Annotated in this window: 21 protein-coding genes and 1 tRNA gene; 11 read left to right on the top strand and 11 right to left on the bottom strand. The window is 72.0% G+C overall.

Going from position 1 to position 20,992, the window contains the following annotated elements:
- Positions 1-499: 499 nt before the first annotated feature.
- From ABZW32_RS06745 to ABZW32_RS06780, 8 genes are all read right to left on the bottom strand, one after another.
- Positions 500-922, bottom strand: coding sequence for a DUF6344 domain-containing protein (locus ABZW32_RS06745; protein ID WP_356212102.1), 423 nt, complete (start codon positions 920-922; stop codon positions 500-502).
- Positions 923-1,199: 277 nt separating this feature from the next.
- Complete coding sequence (locus ABZW32_RS06750) at positions 1,200-1,394, bottom strand: antitoxin (RefSeq protein ID WP_356212105.1); 195 nt, start codon at positions 1,392-1,394, stop codon at positions 1,200-1,202.
- Between the two features lie 144 nt (positions 1,395-1,538).
- Positions 1,539-1,623 (bottom strand) — tRNA-Ser (locus tag ABZW32_RS06755).
- A gap of 72 nt (positions 1,624-1,695) precedes the next feature.
- Positions 1,696-2,643, bottom strand: a complete 948-nt coding sequence (locus tag ABZW32_RS06760) for a peptidase (protein ID WP_356212108.1) — start codon at positions 2,641-2,643, stop codon at positions 1,696-1,698.
- A 236-nt stretch (positions 2,644-2,879) separates the two neighbouring features.
- The gene (locus tag ABZW32_RS06765; protein WP_356212111.1) at positions 2,880-3,938 is read right to left on the bottom strand and encodes a putative sulfate exporter family transporter; all 1,059 of its coding nucleotides are present in this window, start codon (positions 3,936-3,938) and stop codon (positions 2,880-2,882) included.
- Positions 3,938-4,495 carry a cysteine dioxygenase family protein gene (locus tag ABZW32_RS06770; RefSeq protein ID WP_356212114.1) on the bottom strand — a complete coding sequence of 186 codons (558 nt, stop codon included), beginning with the start codon at positions 4,493-4,495 and terminating at the stop codon, positions 3,938-3,940. Before ABZW32_RS06770 ends, ABZW32_RS06765 begins: the two co-directional genes overlap by 1 nt.
- 99 nt (positions 4,496-4,594) lie before the next feature.
- The gene (locus ABZW32_RS06775) at positions 4,595-5,500 is read right to left on the bottom strand and encodes a LysR family transcriptional regulator (protein WP_356212117.1); all 906 of its coding nucleotides are present in this window, start codon (positions 5,498-5,500) and stop codon (positions 4,595-4,597) included.
- An 82-nt stretch (positions 5,501-5,582) separates the two neighbouring features.
- On the bottom strand, positions 5,583-7,061 hold the full coding sequence (locus ABZW32_RS06780) for a trypsin-like peptidase domain-containing protein (protein WP_356212120.1): 1,479 nt from the start codon (positions 7,059-7,061) through the stop codon (positions 5,583-5,585).
- A 270-nt stretch (positions 7,062-7,331) separates the two neighbouring features.
- Between ABZW32_RS06780 and ABZW32_RS06785 the strand changes: the two genes are divergently transcribed.
- The 4 genes from ABZW32_RS06785 (at position 7,332) to ABZW32_RS06800 (ending at position 10,063) form a co-directional block, all read left to right on the top strand.
- Entirely contained in the window at positions 7,332-8,120 is a 789-nt protein-coding gene (locus tag ABZW32_RS06785; RefSeq protein ID WP_356212307.1) for a glycerophosphodiester phosphodiesterase, read from the top strand.
- An 85-nt stretch (positions 8,121-8,205) separates the two neighbouring features.
- The gene (locus ABZW32_RS06790; protein WP_356212123.1) at positions 8,206-8,808 is read left to right on the top strand and encodes an ATP-binding protein; all 603 of its coding nucleotides are present in this window, start codon (positions 8,206-8,208) and stop codon (positions 8,806-8,808) included.
- A gap of 39 nt (positions 8,809-8,847) precedes the next feature.
- Positions 8,848-9,039 (top strand): PT domain-containing protein, encoded by a 192-nt coding sequence (locus tag ABZW32_RS06795; RefSeq protein ID WP_356212309.1) that lies wholly within the window; start codon positions 8,848-8,850, stop codon positions 9,037-9,039.
- Between the two features lie 49 nt (positions 9,040-9,088).
- Positions 9,089-10,063 (top strand): DUF5926 family protein, encoded by a 975-nt coding sequence (locus tag ABZW32_RS06800; protein WP_356212126.1) that lies wholly within the window; start codon positions 9,089-9,091, stop codon positions 10,061-10,063.
- Positions 10,064-10,245: 182 nt separating this feature from the next.
- On the opposite strand, the gene ABZW32_RS06805 is transcribed toward ABZW32_RS06800, so the two are convergent.
- Both ABZW32_RS06805 and ABZW32_RS06810 read right to left on the bottom strand, forming a co-directional pair.
- Positions 10,246-10,809 carry a hypothetical protein gene (locus tag ABZW32_RS06805; protein WP_356212129.1) on the bottom strand — a complete coding sequence of 188 codons (564 nt, stop codon included), beginning with the start codon at positions 10,807-10,809 and terminating at the stop codon, positions 10,246-10,248.
- A gap of 91 nt (positions 10,810-10,900) precedes the next feature.
- The gene (locus ABZW32_RS06810) at positions 10,901-11,620 is read right to left on the bottom strand and encodes a bifunctional DNA primase/polymerase (protein WP_356212132.1); all 720 of its coding nucleotides are present in this window, start codon (positions 11,618-11,620) and stop codon (positions 10,901-10,903) included.
- A 418-nt stretch (positions 11,621-12,038) separates the two neighbouring features.
- On the opposite strand from ABZW32_RS06810, the gene ABZW32_RS06815 reads away from it, so the two are divergent.
- Together ABZW32_RS06815 and ABZW32_RS06820 are read left to right on the top strand one after the other, a co-directional pair.
- The gene (locus ABZW32_RS06815) at positions 12,039-13,613 is read left to right on the top strand and encodes a PP2C family protein-serine/threonine phosphatase (protein WP_356212135.1); all 1,575 of its coding nucleotides are present in this window, start codon (positions 12,039-12,041) and stop codon (positions 13,611-13,613) included.
- 124 nt (positions 13,614-13,737) lie between these two features.
- Positions 13,738-15,204 (top strand): aminopeptidase P family protein, encoded by a 1,467-nt coding sequence (locus ABZW32_RS06820; RefSeq protein WP_356212138.1) that lies wholly within the window; start codon positions 13,738-13,740, stop codon positions 15,202-15,204.
- A gap of 85 nt (positions 15,205-15,289) precedes the next feature.
- On the opposite strand, the gene ABZW32_RS06825 is transcribed toward ABZW32_RS06820, so the two are convergent.
- Entirely contained in the window at positions 15,290-15,793 is a 504-nt protein-coding gene (locus ABZW32_RS06825) for an ATP-binding protein (protein WP_356212141.1), read from the bottom strand.
- A 251-nt stretch (positions 15,794-16,044) separates the two neighbouring features.
- Between ABZW32_RS06825 and ABZW32_RS06830 the strand changes: the two genes are divergently transcribed.
- The 5 genes from ABZW32_RS06830 to ABZW32_RS06850 all read left to right on the top strand — a co-directional run bounded on the left by ABZW32_RS06830 (position 16,045) and on the right by ABZW32_RS06850 (position 20,992).
- A complete protein-coding gene (locus ABZW32_RS06830; RefSeq protein ID WP_356212144.1) occupies positions 16,045-16,860 on the top strand; it encodes a hypothetical protein in 816 nt (271 codons plus the stop codon).
- Between the two features lie 108 nt (positions 16,861-16,968).
- Positions 16,969-17,703, top strand: a complete 735-nt coding sequence (locus ABZW32_RS06835; protein ID WP_356212147.1) for a YcnI family protein — start codon at positions 16,969-16,971, stop codon at positions 17,701-17,703.
- 70 nt (positions 17,704-17,773) lie between these two features.
- The gene (locus ABZW32_RS06840; protein ID WP_356212150.1) at positions 17,774-18,427 is read left to right on the top strand and encodes an SCO family protein; all 654 of its coding nucleotides are present in this window, start codon (positions 17,774-17,776) and stop codon (positions 18,425-18,427) included.
- Positions 18,424-18,942: a copper chaperone PCu(A)C gene (locus ABZW32_RS06845; RefSeq protein WP_356212153.1), complete on the top strand. Its 519-nt coding sequence runs from the start codon at positions 18,424-18,426 to the stop codon at positions 18,940-18,942. The genes ABZW32_RS06840 and ABZW32_RS06845 overlap by 4 nt, the downstream gene beginning before the upstream one ends.
- 22 nt (positions 18,943-18,964) lie before the next feature.
- Positions 18,965-20,992, top strand: a complete 2,028-nt coding sequence (locus ABZW32_RS06850; RefSeq protein ID WP_356212156.1) for a copper resistance protein CopC — start codon at positions 18,965-18,967, stop codon at positions 20,990-20,992.

Below are 20,992 nucleotides of genomic sequence, written 5' to 3' on the forward strand. Positions count from 1 at the left end.
CGACGTGCGGCACTGCTCAGCCGACTCCTACCACCAGGGGCGGAAGTTCACCGCGATGTGGGAGTTGGCCTGATGGATCGCCGTGAGGGCCGATCCGTTGGCCTGCGCGCGAGATTGCTGCCGCCCACACCGCTGCCCACGGTGCCGGCGACGCTCGCATTCGTCCGGACATGCCGAAGAGGGCCGCATCGTCCGGGAACCCCGCCGTCTCCCGGTCCTACGGCCCTGCCTTACCAAGCTTCACGCCCCCCGCACGCCCCCGGCGCCCGCCGGGGCCAATCCACCGTGCCCCACTCCCGGGGGCACTCCGCGGCGCGATCCACGGCCACGACGACCGGGCTCCAGCGCCTGCGCACCTACGTCTCGTACGTTCCCTACCGGCCGTACCTGCCCTACCGGCCGTACCTGTCCCGCCTGCCTTGCCTGTCCCACCCGCCTTGCCTGTCGCACCTGTCGTGCATGTCGTGCCTGTCCCGTCGAGCCACCACGGGTCCCGCCACTACGCCGCGAGCGCCATCCGCCCCTGCTCCACGCCACCACCGCGCACGCGCACCACATCCGCGCCCACACCAACACCCACGCCCACACCCGCGTCCGTACCACTCGCACCGACAGCACGTACCGCTTCGGCCGCGAGCGCTGCCGCGGTGATGGACCGCCGGACCGAAGGGCTCTTGCCGTGCGCCTCGGCACGGATCCGCTGCTTGATGGTCGGCGGGAGCGAACCGCCCCGCATCATCGCCCGCCACGTCCGTCGCGCCACCGGAACCGGCCGGCGCACGGCGGGGGCCATCGGAGTGGTGACGGTGGCGGCGGCCTCGACCGGGGCCGCCTTCCCGCCGAAACCGAGGGCGGTCAGGACCGCCACGAGTGCTGCGAGGAGGGTGGTCCAGATCGACGTGATGCTGCTGCGGTGGGTCATGACGAGCGCCTCATTCCTCGATGTTCCGACGGGCGGATCTGCATACATTCGTCATGATGTGGCCGCAACCGGACCGCCCCCACCACGCGCGCCGTTCTTCTGACAAACACCACTCGTATGAACCAAAGCCGCGTTCCGGCCGCTGAAAGGATCATGCGACAACCAGCACCACCGGAACGCACGAAGGGCGGGCCCCACGCCGGGGCCCGCCCTCTGACCTGGGGATCAACCGCCAGGAGGCTCGGAAGGGTGGAGGAACCGCGGGGCCGCGCCCGCACTACGGCTGCGGCGGCTTGCCTTCCCCTTCGGGGCGCCCCAGCTGGTCCTTGATCTTGTCCTGGGCCATGTCGACCTGACCGGCGTACTTGCCCTGGGTCTTCCCGTCGACGTAGTCACCGGCCTTGTCGACGGCCTGACCGGTCTCTTTCTCGTGGCCCTTCAGCATCTGCTTGAGCTTGTCCATCATGGACATGGATGCTCCTTCCGCTGTGTTCCGTCCCCTCCAGCATCGCGGCCCACCCCGCACACCGCATCCGCGCGGCACCGCGCCCGCCTACGTGCCCGGAAGCGACGAACGGCCCCCGACCGGATTTCCCGGTCAGGGGCCGTTCTCATGCGGTGGGTGTGGGATTTGAACCCACGGTGACTCGCGCCACGACGGTTTTCAAGACCGTTCCCTTAGGCCGCTCGGGCAACCCACCTGGCCGGTACAGAGTACCGGGATGTGGAGGTGGGTGGGGTGGGTGTTTCCGGGGCGTTGGGGGTGGTCGGGATCAGGAGGTCTGGGCCTTGTCGTAGGCCGCTTTCGCCTCGTTGCCGAAGTAGGGGCCGAACATCCGGTTCGGCAGGAAGTTGTAGCCGAAGCTGTTCACCGACACCTGCGTGCCCAGGCCGGTCGCCTCGTCGAAGTCCTGGAGCCAGGGGCCGCCGCTGGAACCGCCCGTCATGTTGCAGCCCAGGCTGTGGTCCTTGGTGAGCAGGAAGTCCTTGCCCGTGGTGCCGCTGCAGTAGACGAGCTTGGTGCCGTCGTAGGGCGCGGCCGCCGGGAAGCCGAAGGAGTACATCTTCTTGGTGTAGCCGCCGTTGAAGAGGATGCCCTGGGCGCCGACGACCTCGCTGAGCTTCCGGCCGTTCGACGGGGCCACCACCGCCAGGCCGACGTCCATGTTCATGTCCTCGCTCGCCGCCCACTGGTCGGTCGTGAGGGTCTTGGTCGCCGGCCACTGGCCGTAGGGCGCGTTCCCGTTGTCGTAGGCGGGGACGAAGACCCAGTTGGTGTGCCAGGCGCCCTGGTATTTCACGCAGTGGCCTGCCGTGATGACGGTGCTGCCGTTGGCGCTCGTGATCGAGTCGCCGGAGCAGGAGGCCGTCCGGTCGCCCATGGTGAAGAAGACCCGGCCCGACGTCCGCACGATCGCCCCGCCGCCTGTCCAGGCCCCGCCGGCCTGCGGGAACGAGGTGGGGGACGCCGCCGCGGTGGGGGCCACCCGGAGGGTGGGGCCGGGCGCGGCCGGGGTCGTACGGGCGGAGCCGGGGGCGGCCGCCACGTCCAGCGGGGTGGCCTGCCGCATCCGTTCCGCCGTCCAGAATCCCGCCGTCTGCGACGGCCGGAACGAGGCGGGCGGCTCCGCGGCGGCCGAGGGGGAGGCCGCCGTCAGGGCCCCGGCGAGCAGGGCGCCCGCGGCGAGGAGGACGGACACGGCCGTGCGATGACGATTCACGCAGGACTCCTTCTGCCGTGCCCGGGCCCGTGTGACCCGGGCAGGGTGGGGTGAAGAGCTGTCGGTGCGGATCGGCTGTGCGGCTGTGCGGGTGAGCACGCGTGCGGGTGAGCTGGTGTACGGGTGAGCGCGTGTGCGGGGGCACCGTCGCACGCGCGCCTCGAAATGTCAGCGGGCAGTCCGGACGTTCGGTCGGTTCCGGCCAGGAAATGGCCAACTCCCGCTGGAGCGGGGGGTCATACGGTGAGCAGGACTCCGACGTACGAGACCCCGGCCACCATCACCCAAGCCCCCAGCCCCAGCAGGGCCGCTCGTCCCCCGGTCCGGGCCAGGGTGGGGAGGTCCACCGCGCTGCCCAGCCCGAACAGGGCCGCCGCCAGCAGCAGCCCCTGTGCGGTGTGTGCCCACTCCAGGGCCACGTCCGGCAGCACACCCGTGGCGCGCAGCGCGGCCGCGGCCAGGAACCCCACCACGAACAGGGGCACCGGAGCGGGCCTGCGCCCCGAGGAGGTGCGCACCCCGCGCCGCCGGGCGCGCATCGAGAAGGCCACGGCCGCCACCAGCGGAGCCAGGAGCGCCACCCGCATCAGCTTGACCAGTACCGCCTCGCCCAGCGCCCCGGGCCCGGCGGTCTGGGCCGTCGCCACGACCTGTCCGACGTCGTGGACGCTGGCCCCCACCCATCGCCCGAAGGCGAGGTCGGAGAGCCCCAACGGGCCTTGGAGAAGGGGGAGCACGGCGATGGCGAGCGTCCCGCAGAGGGTCACCAGCGCCACCGAAGTGGCCACGTCCTCCTCGTCGCTGCCGGACACCTCGCTCACCGCGCCGATGGCCGAGGCCCCGCAGATCGAGTAGCCGGTGGCGATCAACAGAGGCTGGTCCCCGGGGAGTCCGAGGCGTCGGCCCAGCCAGACGGTGCCGAAGAAGGTGGCCGCGACCACGCCGCTCACCATCGCCACCGTCGCCCAGCCCAGCCGGACCACCTGGTCCAGCCCCAGGGCGAGGCCCAGCAGGACGATGCCGATGCGCATCAGGCGCCGGCCGGCCAGCGACAGACCCGGGCGGGCCGGTCCGCGCACCACGCCCCGTAGACCGGGGAGGTGGGCCGCCGCGATGCCGAGCACCACCGAAGCGGTCAGCATCGGTACGGCCGGGACCATCTCGTGCACGCACCACGCCACCAGGGTCCCGGCGGCGGCCAGGCCCAAACCCGGCCAAGAGGTGGATGTTTCACGTGAAACACGGGGCAGTCGGGGCCGCACCGGCCGGTGGACGGTGCGGTTCAGGAGGGCCATCAGCCGGTCGGTTCCGGGTAGACGCGGCGCACGCTGCTGCCCAGGCGGCCCACGTCCGCCCCGTAGACGTGCAGGGATATCGCCGTCGTACGACAGGAGTTGCGCACCTTGTGGATGTCACCGGGCGGGGCGAACCCGCAGACGTCCCCCTGGCCGTTGACCACTTCCTCGGTCGCCACGAGCCGCGCGGCACCGCCGGGTCCCGCGGCGGGGGCCAGCCGGTAGCGGACCTCGCTCTCGGCGCCCTCGTGCACCCCGGCCACGCACCAGGAGACGTGGTCGTGGATGGAGGTCTCCTGGCCGGGCAGCCACACCAGGGCCACCACGGAGAAGCTCCCGTCGGGCTCGGTGTGCAGGATGTGCTGCCGGTACCGGTCGGGGTGCCCCTCGCGCTGTGCCGGAGTGAGCAGCTCGGGCTCGCCCAGGTGCGGGGCGAGGCGCTCGCCGACGAGGTAGGCGGTCAGGTCGGGGGCCAGCCCCCGGTCCACGACGGTGCGGATCTCACTGACGAGGGCGGCCATCCTCGCGGTCGTACGGGCCGGCGTGGTGGTGGTCATGGGAGCAGCGTCCGTCGCCGCATCCATCACGTCCAACGACAGTTCTTCCCTGAAATCCCAAGCTGGGCTTATGGATCGAGGGTGGGTGGAGCCGGAGGCTCAGCAGCCGATCCGGTTCGCGGCGACGCGCTTCAGCTCGTCCAGCACCACGGCGGTCGCCGGGATCCGCAGGTGGTCGCGGTAGACGTAGGCGGCGATGTGACGGCGGGCCGCGGGCTCCAGCACCCGCCCGCAAACACGGCTGAGGGAGAGCGAAGGCAGCACCAGCGCGGGCATCATCGCGACGCCCAGCCCCTGCGCGACGAGGCTCTGGACCACCAGGTTGTCGTCGGTGGCGAACCTGATGTCAGGGACGAAGCCCAGCTCGGCGCATTCGTGCAGCAGGTTGGCGCGACATCGGGGACAGCCCGCGATCCAGCGTTCCTCGGCGAGGTCGGCCAGGTGCACGGCGCGGCGCCGGGCGAGCGGGTGACCGGTCGGGAGCAGCACGGTCAGCTGGTCCTCCAGGAGCCTGACCTCGGCCACCTCCTCCGGGATCTCCTCGTGCAGCCCGGGATAGGTGAAGGCGAGGGTGATGTCGCATTCGCCGCGCTGGAGGCGGCGCAGGGACTCCGGGGGCTCGCCCTCCAGCAGCTCGACCTGGACGCCGGGGTGGTCCTTCGCCAGCCCGCTGAGGGCCTCGGGGACGAGGGTGACGTTGGCGCTGGGGAAGCCGCAGACCCGTACCCGCCCGGTGCGCAGCCGGGTGTACGCCTTCAGCTGGGCCTCGGCGGCCGAGAGGGAGCCGAGGATCGACTCGGCGTGCCGGGCCAGGGACTCTCCGGCCTCGGTGAGCTTCATCTTCCGGCCCACGCGGGTGAACAGCGGAGTGCCGACGGCGCGTTCGAGCGCCTTCATCTGCTGGGTGATCGCGGGCTGGGTGTAGCCCAGGACGCGAGCGGCCGCCGAGTACGAACCCGCGGCGACCACTTCATGGAATGTCCGTATGTGCCGTGAATCGAACACGAGCGAAGCATAAGCAGATATTGGGAGGGGCCGTAGACGGAATCCCGCCCACGGCCCCTCCCATCAAGCCAGTGTCGAGCGGCTACTTGTCGCCGACCCGCGAGCCGAGGGTGATGTCGACCGTGGTGGGCTTGCCGTCCCGCAGGTAGGTCAGCTTCACGGTGTCACCCGGCTTGTACGTCCAGATCAGGCTGATCAGCGTCGGACCGCTGTCGACCTGCCGGCCGCCGAACTCGGTGATCACGTCGCCGGGCTTGAGGCCCGCCTTGCCGGCCGGGCCGTTGGGGTCGACCAGCTCGTTCGCGGCCGCGCCCTGCTCGGAGATCTTGGCGCCGTCGGTCTTGGCCTGGAGGTCGACGGAGACCGAGATCACCGGGTAGACCGGCTTGCCGGTCTTGATCAGGGAGTCGGCGACGTTCTTGGCCTGGTTGATCGGGATGGCGAAGCCGAGGCCGATCGAGCCGGCCTGCCCGCCGCCGAAGCCGCCGTTGCCCGCGGACTGGATCGCGGAGTTGATGCCGATGACCGCGCCGCGGCCGTCGAGGAGCGGACCGCCCGAGTTTCCGGGGTTGATGGAGGCGTCCGTCTGGAGGGCGCTCATGTACGAGTTCTTGCCGCCGGAGCCGTCGCCGGAGGCCACCGGACGGTTCTTCGCGCTGACGATGCCGGTGGTGACCGTGTTGGACAGGCCGAACGGGGCGCCGATGGCGATGGTCGAGTCGCCGACCGCGACCTTGTCGGAGTCACCGAGGGCCAGCGGCTTGAGGCCCGCCGGCGGGTTCTTCAGCTTGAGCACGGCGACGTCGTAGCCCTGGGCGCGGCCGATCACCTCGGCGTCGTACTTCTTGCCGTTGGAGAAGGTCGCCGAGAGCTTGCCACCGTTGGCGGCGGAGGCCACCACGTGGTTGTTGGTGAGGATGTGGCCCTGCTCGTCGTAGACGAAGCCGGTGCCCGTGCCGCCCTCGCCGTCCCCGGCCGAGGCCTCGATGGTGACGACGCTGGGCAGCGCGGACGCCGCGAGGCCCGCGACGGAGCCGGGCTCGCGCTTGACGTCCTTGGGCGTGCTGGCGGTGATGGTGGTCGAGCCCGAGGCTTCGTCGCCGCGCTGGGCCGCCCAGTAGCCGACGCCACCGCCGATGCCGCCCGCGAGGAGGGCCGCCGCCAGGACTGCGGCGACCAGGCCGCCCCTGCCCTTCGGCTTGGGCTGCGGGGCGCCGTCGGTGTGGAGCGGGGTGCCCCAGCCGCCGCCGTGGCCGCCCTGGCCGCCGTACGCGGGCACCGCGGGCGGCGGCGGGGGCCAGCCCTCGGCGCCGTACGCCGTCGGGGCGTCGGCCGGGGGCTGCGACTGGGTGTTCCCGTAGGCCGGGGGCTGGTCCTGCGGCCGGGCGTACGCCGGGGGGCCGGCCGGGGTGGGCGGCAGCTGCTGGGTCTGCTCGGCGCCGGGCACGGGCTGCGCGGAGGCGGCGGCCGGGTCGGGGGTGGGGGCGGCCACGGGCACGGGGGGTGCGGACGGGGCCGCGGGGGGTGTCGGGGCCGCGGTGCCCTCGTTCTCGGTGCTCACAGCGCTCTCTCCTCAGTCACACACGGCCTACACGGCTACTGGAAATCAGGCGATCCCGGGCCTTTCACCGGCCCGGCACCGGTCCGACTGAACGTTCGACGTGCCGCACAAGTTCCAGGGGGAAGCCTTTCCCATGCCCCGTCAGAGCACTGTAAGCCGGACCTGTGCATCTCCCCCCATCCTTTATCTCCGACATATCAGGCGCATCCTCAGGACTCACCCCGACGCGGGACGGCCCCTCGGTGGCACCATGACCAGGTGACCCACGCAATGCCGCGCCCCATCCAGGTCGTCGCCCACCGCGGCGCCTCGGAGGACGCCCCCGAGCACACCCTGGCCGCCTACCGCAAGGCCATCGAGGACGGCGCCGACGGCCTCGAATGCGACGTCCGGCTGACCGCCGACGGCCATCTGGTCCTGGTCCACGACCGCCGGGTGAACCGCACCTCGAACGGCCGCGGCGCGGTCTCCGCCCTGGAGCTGGCCGAACTCGCCGCCCTCGACTTCGGCTCCTGGAAGGACCGCGAGGAGTCCCCCGACTGGGACGGCGACCCCGAGCGCACCTCCGTGCTCACGCTGGAGCGGCTGCTGGAGCTGGTGTCCGACGCCGGGCGCCCCGTCCAGCTGGCGATCGAGACGAAGCACCCGACCCGCTGGGCCGGACAGGTGGAAGAACGCCTGCTCTTCCTCCTCAAGCGCTTCGGACTCGACGCCCCGCCCGCCGGGGGACCCCACCCCGTCCGGGTCATGAGCTTCTCCGCCCGCTCCCTGCACCGGGTGCGGGCGGCCGCCCCCACCGTCCCGACCGTCTACCTGATGCAGTTCATCTCGCCCCGGATGCGCGACGGGCGGCTGCCGGCCGGCGTGCGGATCGCCGGGCCCGGCATGCGGATCGTGCGCAACCATCCGGGCTACATCCGCAAGCTCCAGGCCTCCGGGCACTCCGTCCACGTATGGACCGTGAACGAACCCGGAGATGTTCAGCTATGCGCTGATCTGGGTGTAGAAGCGATCATCACGAACCGGCCACGCCAGGTTCTGTCACAGCTGGGACGCTGACGTCCCGTTTTGCGCACCCGTCACACGCACCCCGTACGTGACAGGGTGTGCCCCGGCGCATCCGCTCCGCGTTCAATGGTCATGAATGCGTCAGAGGCCCTCGTCAGGGCGGTTTCCGGTCCAGGCCATTGGGGCATCCAGACCATGGCGTGGGGCTAAGGAGGTTCCGGGGGTGACGTTGGTGATGGCACAGGAAGTGCCCACGTCGTCGTGCATGGACATTCGCCATGGGCCGGCGGGCGTGGGCGAGGCGAGACACCGCATGCGCGAACAGCTGCGCATCAGCGGCCTGTCCGAATCGGTCGTGGACGATGCCGTGCTGATCCTTTCCGAACTGCTCAGCAACGCCTGTCGGCACGGCCGGCCGCTGGGCGCACGGGAGGTCGGCGACGGGGAGATACGCGCAGCCTGGCGCGTCGACACGGCGGGGCGGCTGACGGTCGAGGTCACGGACGGCGGCGGTCCCACGCGCCCCGTCCCGTCCACGCCTTCGGTCACCGCGCGCGGCGGCCGGGGACTGAACATCATCAGCGCCCTGGCCCAGGACTGGGGCGTCCGCGACGGAGCGGCGGGTGAGGTCACCGTGTGGGTGATCGTGGCCCACGGGCCCCGGCACGACGATTTCGCTACGCGCGTCACTGCCCCGGCGATCGACTTCGTGTCGGCCTTCGACGACCTGGATCCCTGAAGCGGATCCCCGGTCCGGAACCCGACCGCAGCACGGGCCATCCGCACGGGTCAGCCGCACGGGCATCCGTCCGGGCATCCGTCCGGGCATCCGTCCGGGCATCCGTCCGGGCATCCGTCCGGGCATCCGTCCGGGCATCCGTCCGGGCATCCGTCCGGGCATCCATCCGGGAGCGCACGCCGACCGCGCTCCCGGCCGCACCCCACCGGTTCCGGCGGTACGAACGGCTAGGCTCGCGCCAGAGACACCGCCGTACCGCCGCAACCGGGAGACACCCACGATGGCCAAGAAGCGCCCCGCCGCGAAGACCGCGAAGCCGCAGATCCAGAACGGGGAAATCCCGGTGGTGGGCGCCCGCGAGCCCTGTCCCTGCGGATCCGGGCGCCGCTACAAGGCCTGCCACGGCGCAGCCGCCTCGCACGCGGTGACCGAGCACGTGCGGCGCCCCTTCGAGGGACTGCCGGGCGAATGCGACTGGGTGGCGCTGCGCGAGCTGGTCCCCGCGGCGACCATCCCCCTGACCCTCAAGGGCGGCCTGCCCGAGGGCGTCCCCTCCGTCACGCTGGTGACCGTACTGCCCATGGCCTGGCCGGCCCTGCGCCGCGAGGACGGCTCCGTCCTGATCGGCCTGCAGAACGACTCCACCTCCGGGGACCTGGCCCGCGACATGGCCGACACCCTGGAGCGCGCGCTCGTCGCCGAGCCGGGCACCCCGGTTCCGGCCCGCCGGGTTCCCGCCGAGGGCAGCCGACTTCAGGATCTCCTGGACCTCGACGGCGTTTTCGAGCCGGTTGTGCACAGCGGCTTCGAATTCTGGATTCCGGAGTCGGAGAACGCCCAGAACGCCTCCCCGGAGATCGCCGCCTCGCTGGAGCGGGCCAACGCCGCCGCCATCCCCACCGTCAAGCTGGCCTCCGTGGACTCCGCCTACTGGTGCGAGACCCCGGACAAGAACCACCTGCGCTGGGTCATGCCGCACCCCGAGGAGAAGCTGCTCGACGCGCTCGCGCGGCTGCACGCCGCCGGCACCTCCTCGCTCGGCGAGGGCACGAAGCTCGTCGGCTCCTTCCGCGCGCACGGCCTGATGGTCCCGGTCTGGGACCTGCCCACCGGGGTCACCGCCGAGGACGTGGAGAAGCCCGCCGCGGAGTTCGCCGAGCGGCTGGCCGGGGCCCTCGCCACGGATGCCCCGCTGACCACGGAGGAGCGCCGGGCGCGTGGCGGTCTCACCAACCGCCAGGTGACGCTCAGCTGACGTCCGCACAGTCCGCGAGGCCGGTGACCGGAGTCACAACTCCCGCTAATCGCCTGCAAATCGATGTCTGAATATCAGAGATCGAATTTGCGAACAGGCGATCTCTTGTTACCGTTCTTGTAGCCCGGTCGCTGGTGCATCCCCCGTCGCCAGCGACCGGGCGCTTACTTTTCAGGTGGCGCTCAACCCTCGCGGGGTGCCGGTGAGTTGCTCCCGGACCGCAGCAGCAGTCGCCCTTCATCATCCGGAACTGCAAACTCCGCAACGGCCGAGTAGCCGTCGGGCGCACCCACCGATTCGCCCCGGGGCGTCTCGCACAGGCCCGGCTCGTCCCCCGGACCGACCGCACAGCGGATCTGCACGGTGCGGCCGGCCGGCCCCATGACGGTCAGTACGGCGTCCAGGGCCCGCCCGCTCGTGTTGCGGTAGTAACTGCGGCCCCAGGTCTGCCCGTCACCCTCCAGCACGCAGGTCTGCGCCTCCAGACCCTGCGGAGCGGTGAGCTCGGGTCCGCAGTGGGAGTCCGTGCGGGGCTGTTCGGCCGGCCCGGGGCTCGCGGCGCGGTCCGCGGCGCGAGCCGCCGCGTCCGGCGTACGGGAAGGACCCGACAAGCCGAGCGAGGAGAGCAGCCCTCCCCCCTTCCCGTCACCCTGACCGGCGAGATCCGGCCCGGCGATCGCTCCGGCCAGGGGGAGCGACAGGATGGTCAGCACGCCGGCGCCGATGGCGATCAGACGGAGATTCATCCGCCGAAGATAGCGACGCGGGAATGGGGCCCGGAGATCCCCGCGCCCAATTCCCTTGGAAACCCGTCGCACCGACACTCGTACGAGTGACTCAGTACGCGAGCCGGCTGCCCCCGCCGGGAGCCCCGCTGCTCGCCTCGACGAGCGCGTCGACGACCGCCTCGACCTCGGGCAGCCACAGGCCGTCGCGACCCGCCGCGGGCTCCCGCTCCCAGCGGACCTGCCCGCCGCCGGAGGCCGCCGAGGGCGGCAGCAGCAGGTACCCGCCCTCACCGTGGAAGCGCAGCGAGGACGGGACGTGGTCCTTGGCGTAGAGGAGTTCGCCGAGCCGCTCCAGCGAGTACGGCGCCACCAGCAGGGACCAGCGGGTGGGCGTGGCGACGATCGGGCCGAGCCGCATGCCCAGCGCGTCCAGCCGTACGACGGCACGCGCGGCCGCCCCGGCCGGCAGGCTCACCGCGCACGGTGCGGTCCCGCCGGTGGCCAGCAGCACCGGGGCGGCGGGCCGCCGGGCCCACCACCAGGCCACCATCCGGGCGTCGGCCGTCGCCGCCAGCAGCCCGGGATCGAAGGGATGGGCTCCGGGCACCACGCAGTCGGGGTCGGGGCAGGCACAGCGGGTGCTGTCCGCACCGGCCCGGCCGACGCCGGGCAGTACGGGCCACTGCCAGAGGGTGGCGCAGCTCAGGGCGCCGTCAAGGAGGGACACGGCCGCCGCGTCCGCGGCCGCCGCGGTGGAGCGGGAGGCGGCGCGCGGGAATTTGAAGCGATCGCGGAGCCGCTGGAGACGCCTTCCGAGGATCTCGCGCATGAGCGCTCGTTCCTTTCCGTTGAACGCCGAGGGCCACATCACACCATGTAAGCGGTGTTTCACCACACGTACACGTTTCGCGTCACTGTCCGCCGGAAGCAGGTTCACACGGTTCGTGCAGTTTTCTCATCGGGTCCGTCAAACGTCCGGCGGGGTCCGCTGCCAACGCCCCGGACGGCCCGCACCGGTAACAGGACCGGCTGCCGCCGCTAAGGACGACGGCCCACACCGGGCGGTTCCCGGCGGTGCCGGAGGCGCCAACTGGCCCCGGCCACTGCCGATTACGTACCCGGAGTGCCCGTGACGCCCGTCCAGTCGATCGCAAAAACCGTCCGCTTCCCGCGTTTTCCGGCCAAGTTTTAGCCCTGGCTCGACCGTGAGTTGCCGTCCCACGGACACCAGGATTCCCGCCTGGGCAATGCTGGACATCGCTCCTCGTGTGCGTGTAGATGTGGATCCATCGATGGCGGCGCAGCACGATCTGGGGGTTTGCGATGCTATATGGCGAATCGCACCAGGTGGAAAGGCGGACGCCATGAGCGCCCCGCATCTGCCGAAAGTGGCTGGAATCGATCCAGCAGTTACAGCGTCAGCGCACACTCCGGCGCCCACGCCCGTTTCCAGCTCACCCTCCACCCCGCCTCGAACCGCCCCCGCCCAGGCCGCACCGCCTGCCGCGAGCAGCGTCATCCAGGACCGGCTGGCGGGCATGGTCTCGGACCTCACCACCCTCCACGAGCTCACCGAACGCCTCGCCCGCGCCAGTGACCTCGCCTCCTCCCTCCAGGAGTTCCTGCGCGCCGGCGCCGCACTCGTCGGCGCCCGCCGCGGACTCGTCGTCCTGGAGCCCTCCGACGGCCTCGGCCCCAGCACCACGATCGGCCTCGGCCTGGGCCGCGCGGACCTCGGGCACATCGAGACGGTGCCGCGCAGCGCCACCTCCTACGGACGCATCCTCGACGGACTCCCCGACGCCCACGGCGGCTCCGAGGTGCTCCCCGAACCCGGCTCCCCGGTGCCGTCCCCCGCGGCCGGCGGCCACGAACCCGCCGTCGACCCCCGCCACCGCGAGGTGGCCGCCCGGCTCGGCTACGCCGCCAGCTACGCGCTGCCCCTGACCGCGGACGCCACCGGCCGGCTCGGCGCCGCCGTCTGGCTCTACGACGAACAGGCCGAGCCGGACGACCGCCAGCGCGACCTCGTCGGGCTCTACGTCCGGCACGCCGCCGAGCACCTGGCCCGGATGCTGGAGGTGGAGCGCTCCCGCGCCCGGCTCGCCACCGTCTCCGAGGAACTGCTGCCCAGCCGGCTGCCCCGGATCCCCGGCGTCCAGCTCGCCGCCCGGCACCACACCGGACCGCGGGGCGGTGGCGACTGGTACGACGCGCTCCCGCTGCCCGAGGGCGCCATGGGACTGGCCGTCGGCTCCGTCACCGGCTCCGGGCCGAGCGCCGTCGCCGCGATGGGCCGGCTGCGGGCCTCGCTGCGCGCGTACGCCGTCATGGAGGGGGAGGACCCCGTCGCGGTCCTGTCCGACCTGGAGCTGCTGCTGCGCCTGACCGAACCCGCGCGCTCGGCCACCGCGCTCTTCGCGTACTGCGAGCCCGCCGCCCGGAAGATCATCCTCGCCGGGGCCGGGCACACCCCGCCGCTGCTCATCGGCGAGCGGCGCACCGAGTACGTGGAGACCTCCCTCTCCGCACCGCTGGGCATGCTGGCGTGCTGGGAGGCGCCGAGCGTGGAGATCGAGCCCGCACCCGGAGAAACGGTGCTGCTCTACACGGACGGCCTGCTGCGGCGCACCGGCGACCCCATGGACCGGGCGTACGCCCGGCTGCACGCGGCGGCCGCGGGGGTCCCCCGTAGCGCCCGCGACGACCCGGCGGCCCTCTGCGACCACATCCTGCGCACCGTGCTGCCCGGGGAGGACCCGGACGCCGTGGCGGCCGACCCGGCCGAGGACATCGTGCTGCTCGCGGCCCGGTTCGACTGACGCGGGGCCCGTCGCCCGGTATGACTGATATGTCACAGCCATCGCCGGGCGCCGCCTCCCCCCACATACGATGAACGGGGTCCGCACCCGGACCCTGCGTAGTCGTAGCGGCTGAGGAGAAGACGTGGCGGACGAGCTCACCCCGGAGACCCCGGCAGAAGAGCAGCCCCAGAAGAAGCACAAGCAGCGCAAGAACGGCCTGTACCCGGGCGTCAGCGAGGAACTCGCGGAGAACATGCGCACCGGCTGGGCCGACACCGAGCTGCGCGGTCTGGAGCCCATCGCCCAGGCGGGACACACCGCCGACCGCCGCGCCGCGCTGTCCGCACGCTTCCCCGGCGAGCGCCTGGTCGTCCCGGCCGGCCGGCTGAAGACCCGCTCGAACGACACGGAGTACCCCTTCCGCGCGTCGACCGAGTACGCCTACCTCACCGGTGACCAGACCGAGAACGGCGTGCTGGTCCTGGAGCCCACGGGCCCGGCCGGCCACACCGCCACCGTCTACCTGCTGCCCCGCTCCGACCGGGAGAACGGCGAGTTCTGGCTGTCCGGCCAGGGCGAGCTGTGGGTCGGCCGCCGCCACTCCCTGACCGAGGCCGAGCAGCTGCTCGGGATCCCCGCCAAGGACGTGCGCGAGCTGGCCGACGCCCTCGCCGAGGCCGAGGGCCCCGTGCGGAACGTGCGCGGTCACGACGCCGTCATCGAGAAGGCGCTGACCGACAAGGTCACCGCCGAGCGCGACGAGGAACTGCGGGTCTACCTCTCCGAGGCCCGAGCGGTGAAGGACGCGTTCGAGATCGGCGAGCTCCAGAAGGCCTGCGACTCCACCGTCCGCGGCTTCGAGGACGTCGTGAAGGTCCTCGACAAGGCCGAGGCCACCTCGGAGCGCTACATCGAGGGCACCTTCTTCCTGCGCGCCCGCGTCGAGGGCAACGACGTCGGCTACGGCTCCATCTGCGCCGCCGGCCCGCACGCCTGCACCCTGCACTGGGTCCGCAACGACGGCGACGTCCGCCCGGGCGACCTGCTGCTGCTCGACGCCGGCGTGGAGACCCACTCCCTCTACACCGCCGACGTCACGCGCACGCTGCCCATCAACGGCACGTACACCGACATCCAGCGCAAGATCTACGACGCGGTCTACGAGTCCCAGGAAGCCGGCATCGCCGCCGTGAAGCCGGGCGCGAAGTTCCGCGACTTCCACGACGCCTCCCAGCGCGTGCTCGCCGAGAAGCTCGTCGAGTGGGGCCTGGTCGAGGGTCCGGTCGAGCGCGTCCTGGAGCTGGGCCTGCAGCGCCGCTGGACCCTGCACGGCACCGGTCACATGCTCGGCATGGACGTCCACGACTGCGCCGCCGCCCGCACCGAGGCCTACGTCGACGGGACGCTGGAGCCGGGCATGTGCCTGACCGTCGAGCCCGGTCTGTACTTCCAGGCCGACGACCTGACCGTGCCCGAGGAGTACCGCGGCATCGGGGTCCGGATCGAGGACGACATCCTCGTCACCGAGGACGGCAACCGGAACCTGTCGGCCGGTCTGCCCCGCACCTCGGTCGAGGTCGAGGCCTGGATGGCGCGGCTCAAGGGCTGACGCGTTCCTCAAGTGACGGTGGGCGGGAACCGGTCCGGTTCCCGCCCACCGGCGCGTGCGGGGCCTGCCGCCTGCCGCCTGCCGCCTACGACACCTTCAGCAGCGCGTCGTCGCGCCACTTCAGCATCTTGTCGAAGCTCACCACCGCTCCCCGGCCCGGCCGGTTGCGCAGGCGGACGTGGTCGGAGAGCTCGGCGATCAGTCCCAGGCCCCGGCCGTGCTCGGCCAGGGAGGGTCTGCGGCGGGACACCGTGGCGGGCGGGAACCCGGGGCCCGAATCGGTCACCTCGATGCGGCAGCGGTCCCCGTCCAGATAGGCCGTGACGTGGTACGCCTCGGTCCCGTCCGGGACACCGACGGCACGGGCACCCCCGCCGGAGGCCCCGCCGTGACCGCCGTGACCACGGTGGTCTCTGCGGCCACCACCGTGCTCCACCGCGTTCGCACAGGCCTCGGTCAGGGCGACCGACAGGTCGAAGGAGATGTCCGGATCCACCCCCGCGGTCTCCATCGCCCCCAGCAGCAGTCGCCGTGCGAGCGGCACGCTCGCGGCTTCGCGCCTCAAGTGGAGAGACCACCAGATGCTCATACGGATACCTATTGCCGCCCACGGGCGGGCGTAAGCCCCCGAGCGCCGGGAGAGCCCTCATTCGGCCGATGCGACACTCCCGGACGCCGGTGTATGCCCGGCCGGGACGCCGTTTCCGGCCCGCCGCTGACTACGCACTGTGCCCGCGCTGACGGCACGCCGTGCGCGCGCTGACCTTGGACCGGAACCCTACGGTCCCTCCAGTACCTGCCGTATGCAGGGCTTAAGCGCAGTGCGATGATGGCCCGGCCATGACTACCACCCACACGACACGCGCCGGAGCAGACCTCCGGACGACCCGGGCCGCGGTGTTCACCGCGGTCTGCGTCGCGCTGTCCGCAGCCGGCCACGCCGTGGCCTCCTGCGCGACCGTGCCGTGGTGGGCACTGGCCCTGGCGTTCGTCGCCGTCTTCGCGGTCGCGGCACCCCTCGCGGGGCGCCGCCGTCCGCTGCCCGGCATCGCCGCCGGGCTCGTCGTCGGCCAGCTCGGACTGCACGCGCTGTTCGGACTCGGCCAGCACGGCGCCACCGCCGCCCAGGCCCCGGCCGAGGGGGCCGACACCTCGCTCGCGGCGCTCGCCGCCCGGCTGGTCTGCGGGGGCAACTCCGTACCGCTCAGCCCGGCCGACGCCCGGCAGATCCTGGAGACCGCCGGACTGGACCCGGCCGCCCTGGCCGGGGAGGCCGCCGCGCAGGCCCACATGGCCCACGCGCACATGGCCTCCGCCTCCGCGGAGCCCTCGATCGGCCTGTTCAGCCCCGCCATGCTGGCCGGCCACCTGCTGGCCGCGCTCGCGGCCGGCTGGCTGCTGGCCCGCGGTGACGCCGCGCTGTTCCGGCTGATCGAGCTGTCCCGGCTGTCCCGCGAGGCCGACCCGGTCCGTCCGCTGCGCGCCGCGCTGGCCTTCGTACGCGCCCTCGCGGCCGGACTCCCCGGCGCGCCCGCCCGCGGCCCCCGGGCCCGCCGCACCACGGCGGCACCCGCCGTCGCGACCGGCCGCGACGCACTCCTGCACACGGTCATCAGGCGCGGACCGCCCGCGGCGGCGTTCGCCCTCGCAGCCTGACGCGGCACCCCACTCCCCGTACGCACAGCGGGAGCACCGGTGCCGCGACCTCCGCGCGCGCCCGTGCCCGGAGCCACCGTCACCCCTGCATCCTGGAGTGTTCCCGCCGTGAAGACCTCTCGCGTCTCCCTCGCCGCCGCCCTCGCCGCCGGCGCCGTCCTCGTCCTGTCCGGTCCCGCCTTCGCGCACGTCAGCGTGCAGCCCTCGGGCGAGGCGGCGAAGGGCGGGTACGCGGTCATCAACTTCAAGGTGCCCAACGAGCGCGACAACGCCTCGACCACGCAGCTCGAAGTGAACTTCCCGGTGGACCAGCCGCTCACGTCCGTGATGCCGCAGGACATCCCCGGCTGGACCGTCACCGTCGAGAAGAGCAAGCTCGACAAGCCGCTGACCGTGCACGGCAAGCAGATCAACGAAGCCGTCACCAAGGTGACCTGGACCGGCGGCAAGATCGAGCCCGGCAAGTTCCAGCAGTTCCCGGTCTCCGTCGGCAAGCTCCCCGACAACGCCGACCAGATGGTCTTCAAGGCCATCCAGACGTACGACAACAACGAGGTCGTGCGCTGGATCGAGGAGAGCAAGCCGGGCGCCGCCGAGCCGCAGAACCCGGCCCCCGTGCTGAAGCTGACCGCCGCCAATGCTGCCGACGGCCACCACGACGACGACGCGGCCAAGCCCGCCGCCGGGGCCACCGCCACCGAGGGCGACAAGAAGGACGCGCACGACGAGGCCGCCGCCAAGAGCGGCTCCGACACGACGGCCCGTGCCCTCGGCATCGCCGGCATCGTGATCGGCCTCGGTGGCGTCGCCTTCGGCATCGCCTCGCGCCGCCGCGCCTCCTGACACCGCGCGCCCACGGGCGCTGTCGTTACGAGTACGTCCGTACCATCCCCGATCACAGGGACACCTCTTCATGCGCACCACACGTGTGACGGTCGCCGCCCTCGCGGTGGCGACCGCGCTCGCCCTCACCGCCTGTGGCGGTGAGACGGCCAAGAACACCGGGACGGTCACGCAGATCTCCGGCCAGAAGAAGGCCGGAGCCGCCACCGTCCTCGACCGCCCCTTCGACAAGCCGGAGCTGGTCCTCACGGACACCACCGGCAAGCCGTGGAACCTGCGCGAGCAGACCAAGGGCCGCCCGACCCTCATCTACTTCGGCTACACGAACTGCCCGGACGTCTGCCCCCTGACGATGAGCAACATCGCCGTCGCCAAGAAGGCGCTCCCCCAGGCGGACCGGGACAAGCTCCAGGTCGTCTTCGTCACCACCGACCCCGAACGGGACACCCCCGACTCCCTCGGCGCGTGGCTCAGGGCCCAGGACCCGTCCTTCACCGGACTGACCGGGGACTTCGCCACCATCCAGGCCGCCGCACGCTCACTCGGCATCGGTATCGAGGCCCCCAAGAAGGAGGCCGACGGCAGCGTCGTCTCCATGCACGGGGCCCAGGTCATCGCGTTCTCGCCCAAGACCGACGAGGGCTACGTCCTCTACGGCGAGGGCACCACCGTCGATGACTACACCAAGGACCTGCCGAAGATCGTCAAGGGAGAGAACCCGTGAACACCCGCACCACCCGCACCCTCGCCGTCGCCCTCTCCCTGACGGCGGCACTCGCGATATCCGGCTGCTCGTCCTCCGACTCCTCCGGCTCCTCCGCCGCGTCCGGCTCCTCGGACGGCGCCGGGGAATCGGCCAAGCCGAAGATGACGGTCAGCGGGGCCTTCATGCCCGAACCGGTCAACGACAAGATGGCCGGCGCTTTCATGGTCATCAAGAACGACTCGAAGACGGCCGACAAGCTGACCGCCGTCACCAGCCCGCTCTCGGACGATCTCCAGATCCACGAGACCAAGGACCAGAAGATGCAGCAGGTCCAGGCCATGGACGTGCCCGCGAACGGTGAGCTGAAGCTGGAGCGCGGCGGCAGCCACGTCATGTTCATGGGTCTCAAGAGCACGCCGAAGGTCGGTGACAAGATCACCGTCGAGCTGCGTTTCGAGAAGGCCGACCCCGTCAAGGTCGAGCTGGACGTCAAGGAACGGACGTACAACGCGCAGAACTCCAATGCCCACTGACGGACCGAGGAACTGACACGCCATGACGGCCACCGCCCCCGCTCCTTCACCGGCCCGCGCCGCCCGAGCCACGGCATACCTGCCACGGCTGGCGCTGGTCCTCGCAGCCCTGCTGGCATCCCTGTTCACCGCGGCCTCCCCGGCCACGGCACACGCCGCACTCACCGCGAGCGACCCCAAGGAAGGGGCGGTGGTCGCCACGGCACCCGCCCAGGTCACCCTCTCCTTCTCGGAGCAGGTCGCCATGGGTGACGACTCCATCCGCGTCATGGACCCGCAGGGCAAGCGGGTCGACACCGGAGAACTGCGGGACATGTGCAGCGGATCGACCGTCCGCTACGGCACTGCCCTGCACACCGGCCTGCCGAACGGCACCTACACCGTCGCCTGGCAGGCCGTCTCCGCCGACAGCCACCCGGTCTCCGGCGCCTTCACCTTCTCCGTCGGCGCCCCGTCGGCCACCAGCGTCTCCCTGCCCGACCGGCAGGTGGGCGGCGGGCCCGTCGGCGTCGTGTACGACATCGCCCGCTACGCCGCCTACGCCGGGTTCACCGTCCTCGTCGGCGGCGCCGCCTTCATCCTGCTGTGCTGGCGCCGGGGCTCCGCCGAACGGCCACTGCAGAAGCTGGTGCTGCGCGGCTGGGTCACCCTCACGGCCGCCACCCTGGCGATGCTCGTGCTGCGGACCCCGTACACCGGCTCCGGGAAGTTCGCGGACGTCTTCGACCTCGACGGGCTCCGGGCCGTCCTGGAAACCAAGACCGGCGCCTCCTTCGTCTCCCGGCTGCTGCTCCTCGGCGCGGCCGCCCTGTTCATCGCCGTGCTCTTCGGGGCCTACGCCCGGCGCCAGAAGGCCGTCGGCGAAACCGCACCCGTCGGGGCCGGCGAAGCCGACGAGGCCGCCGAAGCCGACGAAGCCGGGGCGGACGAAGAGGCGAAGAAGGAGACGAGCGACCTCGCCTTCGGGCTCGCCATCGGCGGCACCGTCGTGGCCGGCGGCATCGCCGCCACCTGGGCGCTCGCCGAACACGCCTCCACCGGAATCCAGCCCGGCATCGCGATGCCCGTCGACATCCTGCACCTGCTCGCCGTGGCCACCTGGCTCGGTGGCCTGGTCGCCCTGCTGGTCGCGCTCCACAAGGTGCCTGACATCGAGCGGGAGGCCGTCCAGCGCTTCTCCAAAGTCGCCTTCATCAGCGTCCTGGTACTCGCCGTGACCGGCGTCTACCAGTCCTGGCGCCAGCTGGGCAGCTGGTCGGCCCTGACCGACACCAGCTACGGCCGGCTCCTCATCATCAAGGTCTCGCTGGTCGCCGTCCTGGTCGCCATCGCCTACCTTTCGCGGAAGTGGACGGGGCGGCTCGGGGAGGTCCGTTCCTCCGAGGCCGCCGAGGCCGGGGCATCCGTGGAAGAGCCCGCCGAGGTGCTCACGGGGGCCGATGTTTCACGTGAAACATCGAGCGGATCCGACGCCGACCCCCGACGGGCCGCACAGCTGGCACGTCAGCGCGCCGCCCGTGAGAAGGCTCGGGAGAAGCAGGCCCGCGACGCCGATCCCGGCCGCGCGGGGCTGCGCCGCTCGGTGCTCGCCGAGGCCGGTGTGGCCGTGGTCCTGCTGGCCGTGACCACCGTCCTGACCAGCACCGAACCCGGCCGCGCCGCCCAGCTGGAGACGAACCGCAGCGCGTCCGGCCCGGCGGTGCCCAACCGGGCCGTCAAGATCACCCTGCCGTTCGACACCGGCGGCCAGAACGGCAAGGGCACCGTCCGGCTGGAGCTCGACCCGGGCCGCGTCGGCGCCAACACCCTGCACCTGTGGGCCGACGGCGAGGACGGCCAGCCCCTCGACCTCCCCGAGATCAAGATCGCCTTCACCCTCCCGGCCAAGGAGATCGGCCCGCTGCCGGTCGTCCCGGACCGTGACGCTCCGGGACACTGGAGCGCGTCCGGGGTCCAGCTGCCGCTCGCGGGGGAATGGCGCATCGACGTGACCGTCCGTACCTCGGACATCGACCAGACGACCGTCCAGAAGAACGTGAAGATCGGCTGA

Source organism: Streptomyces sp. NPDC004667 (genome assembly GCF_040609475.1).
In the GTDB taxonomy this organism is placed as follows: domain Bacteria; phylum Actinomycetota; class Actinomycetes; order Streptomycetales; family Streptomycetaceae; genus Streptomyces.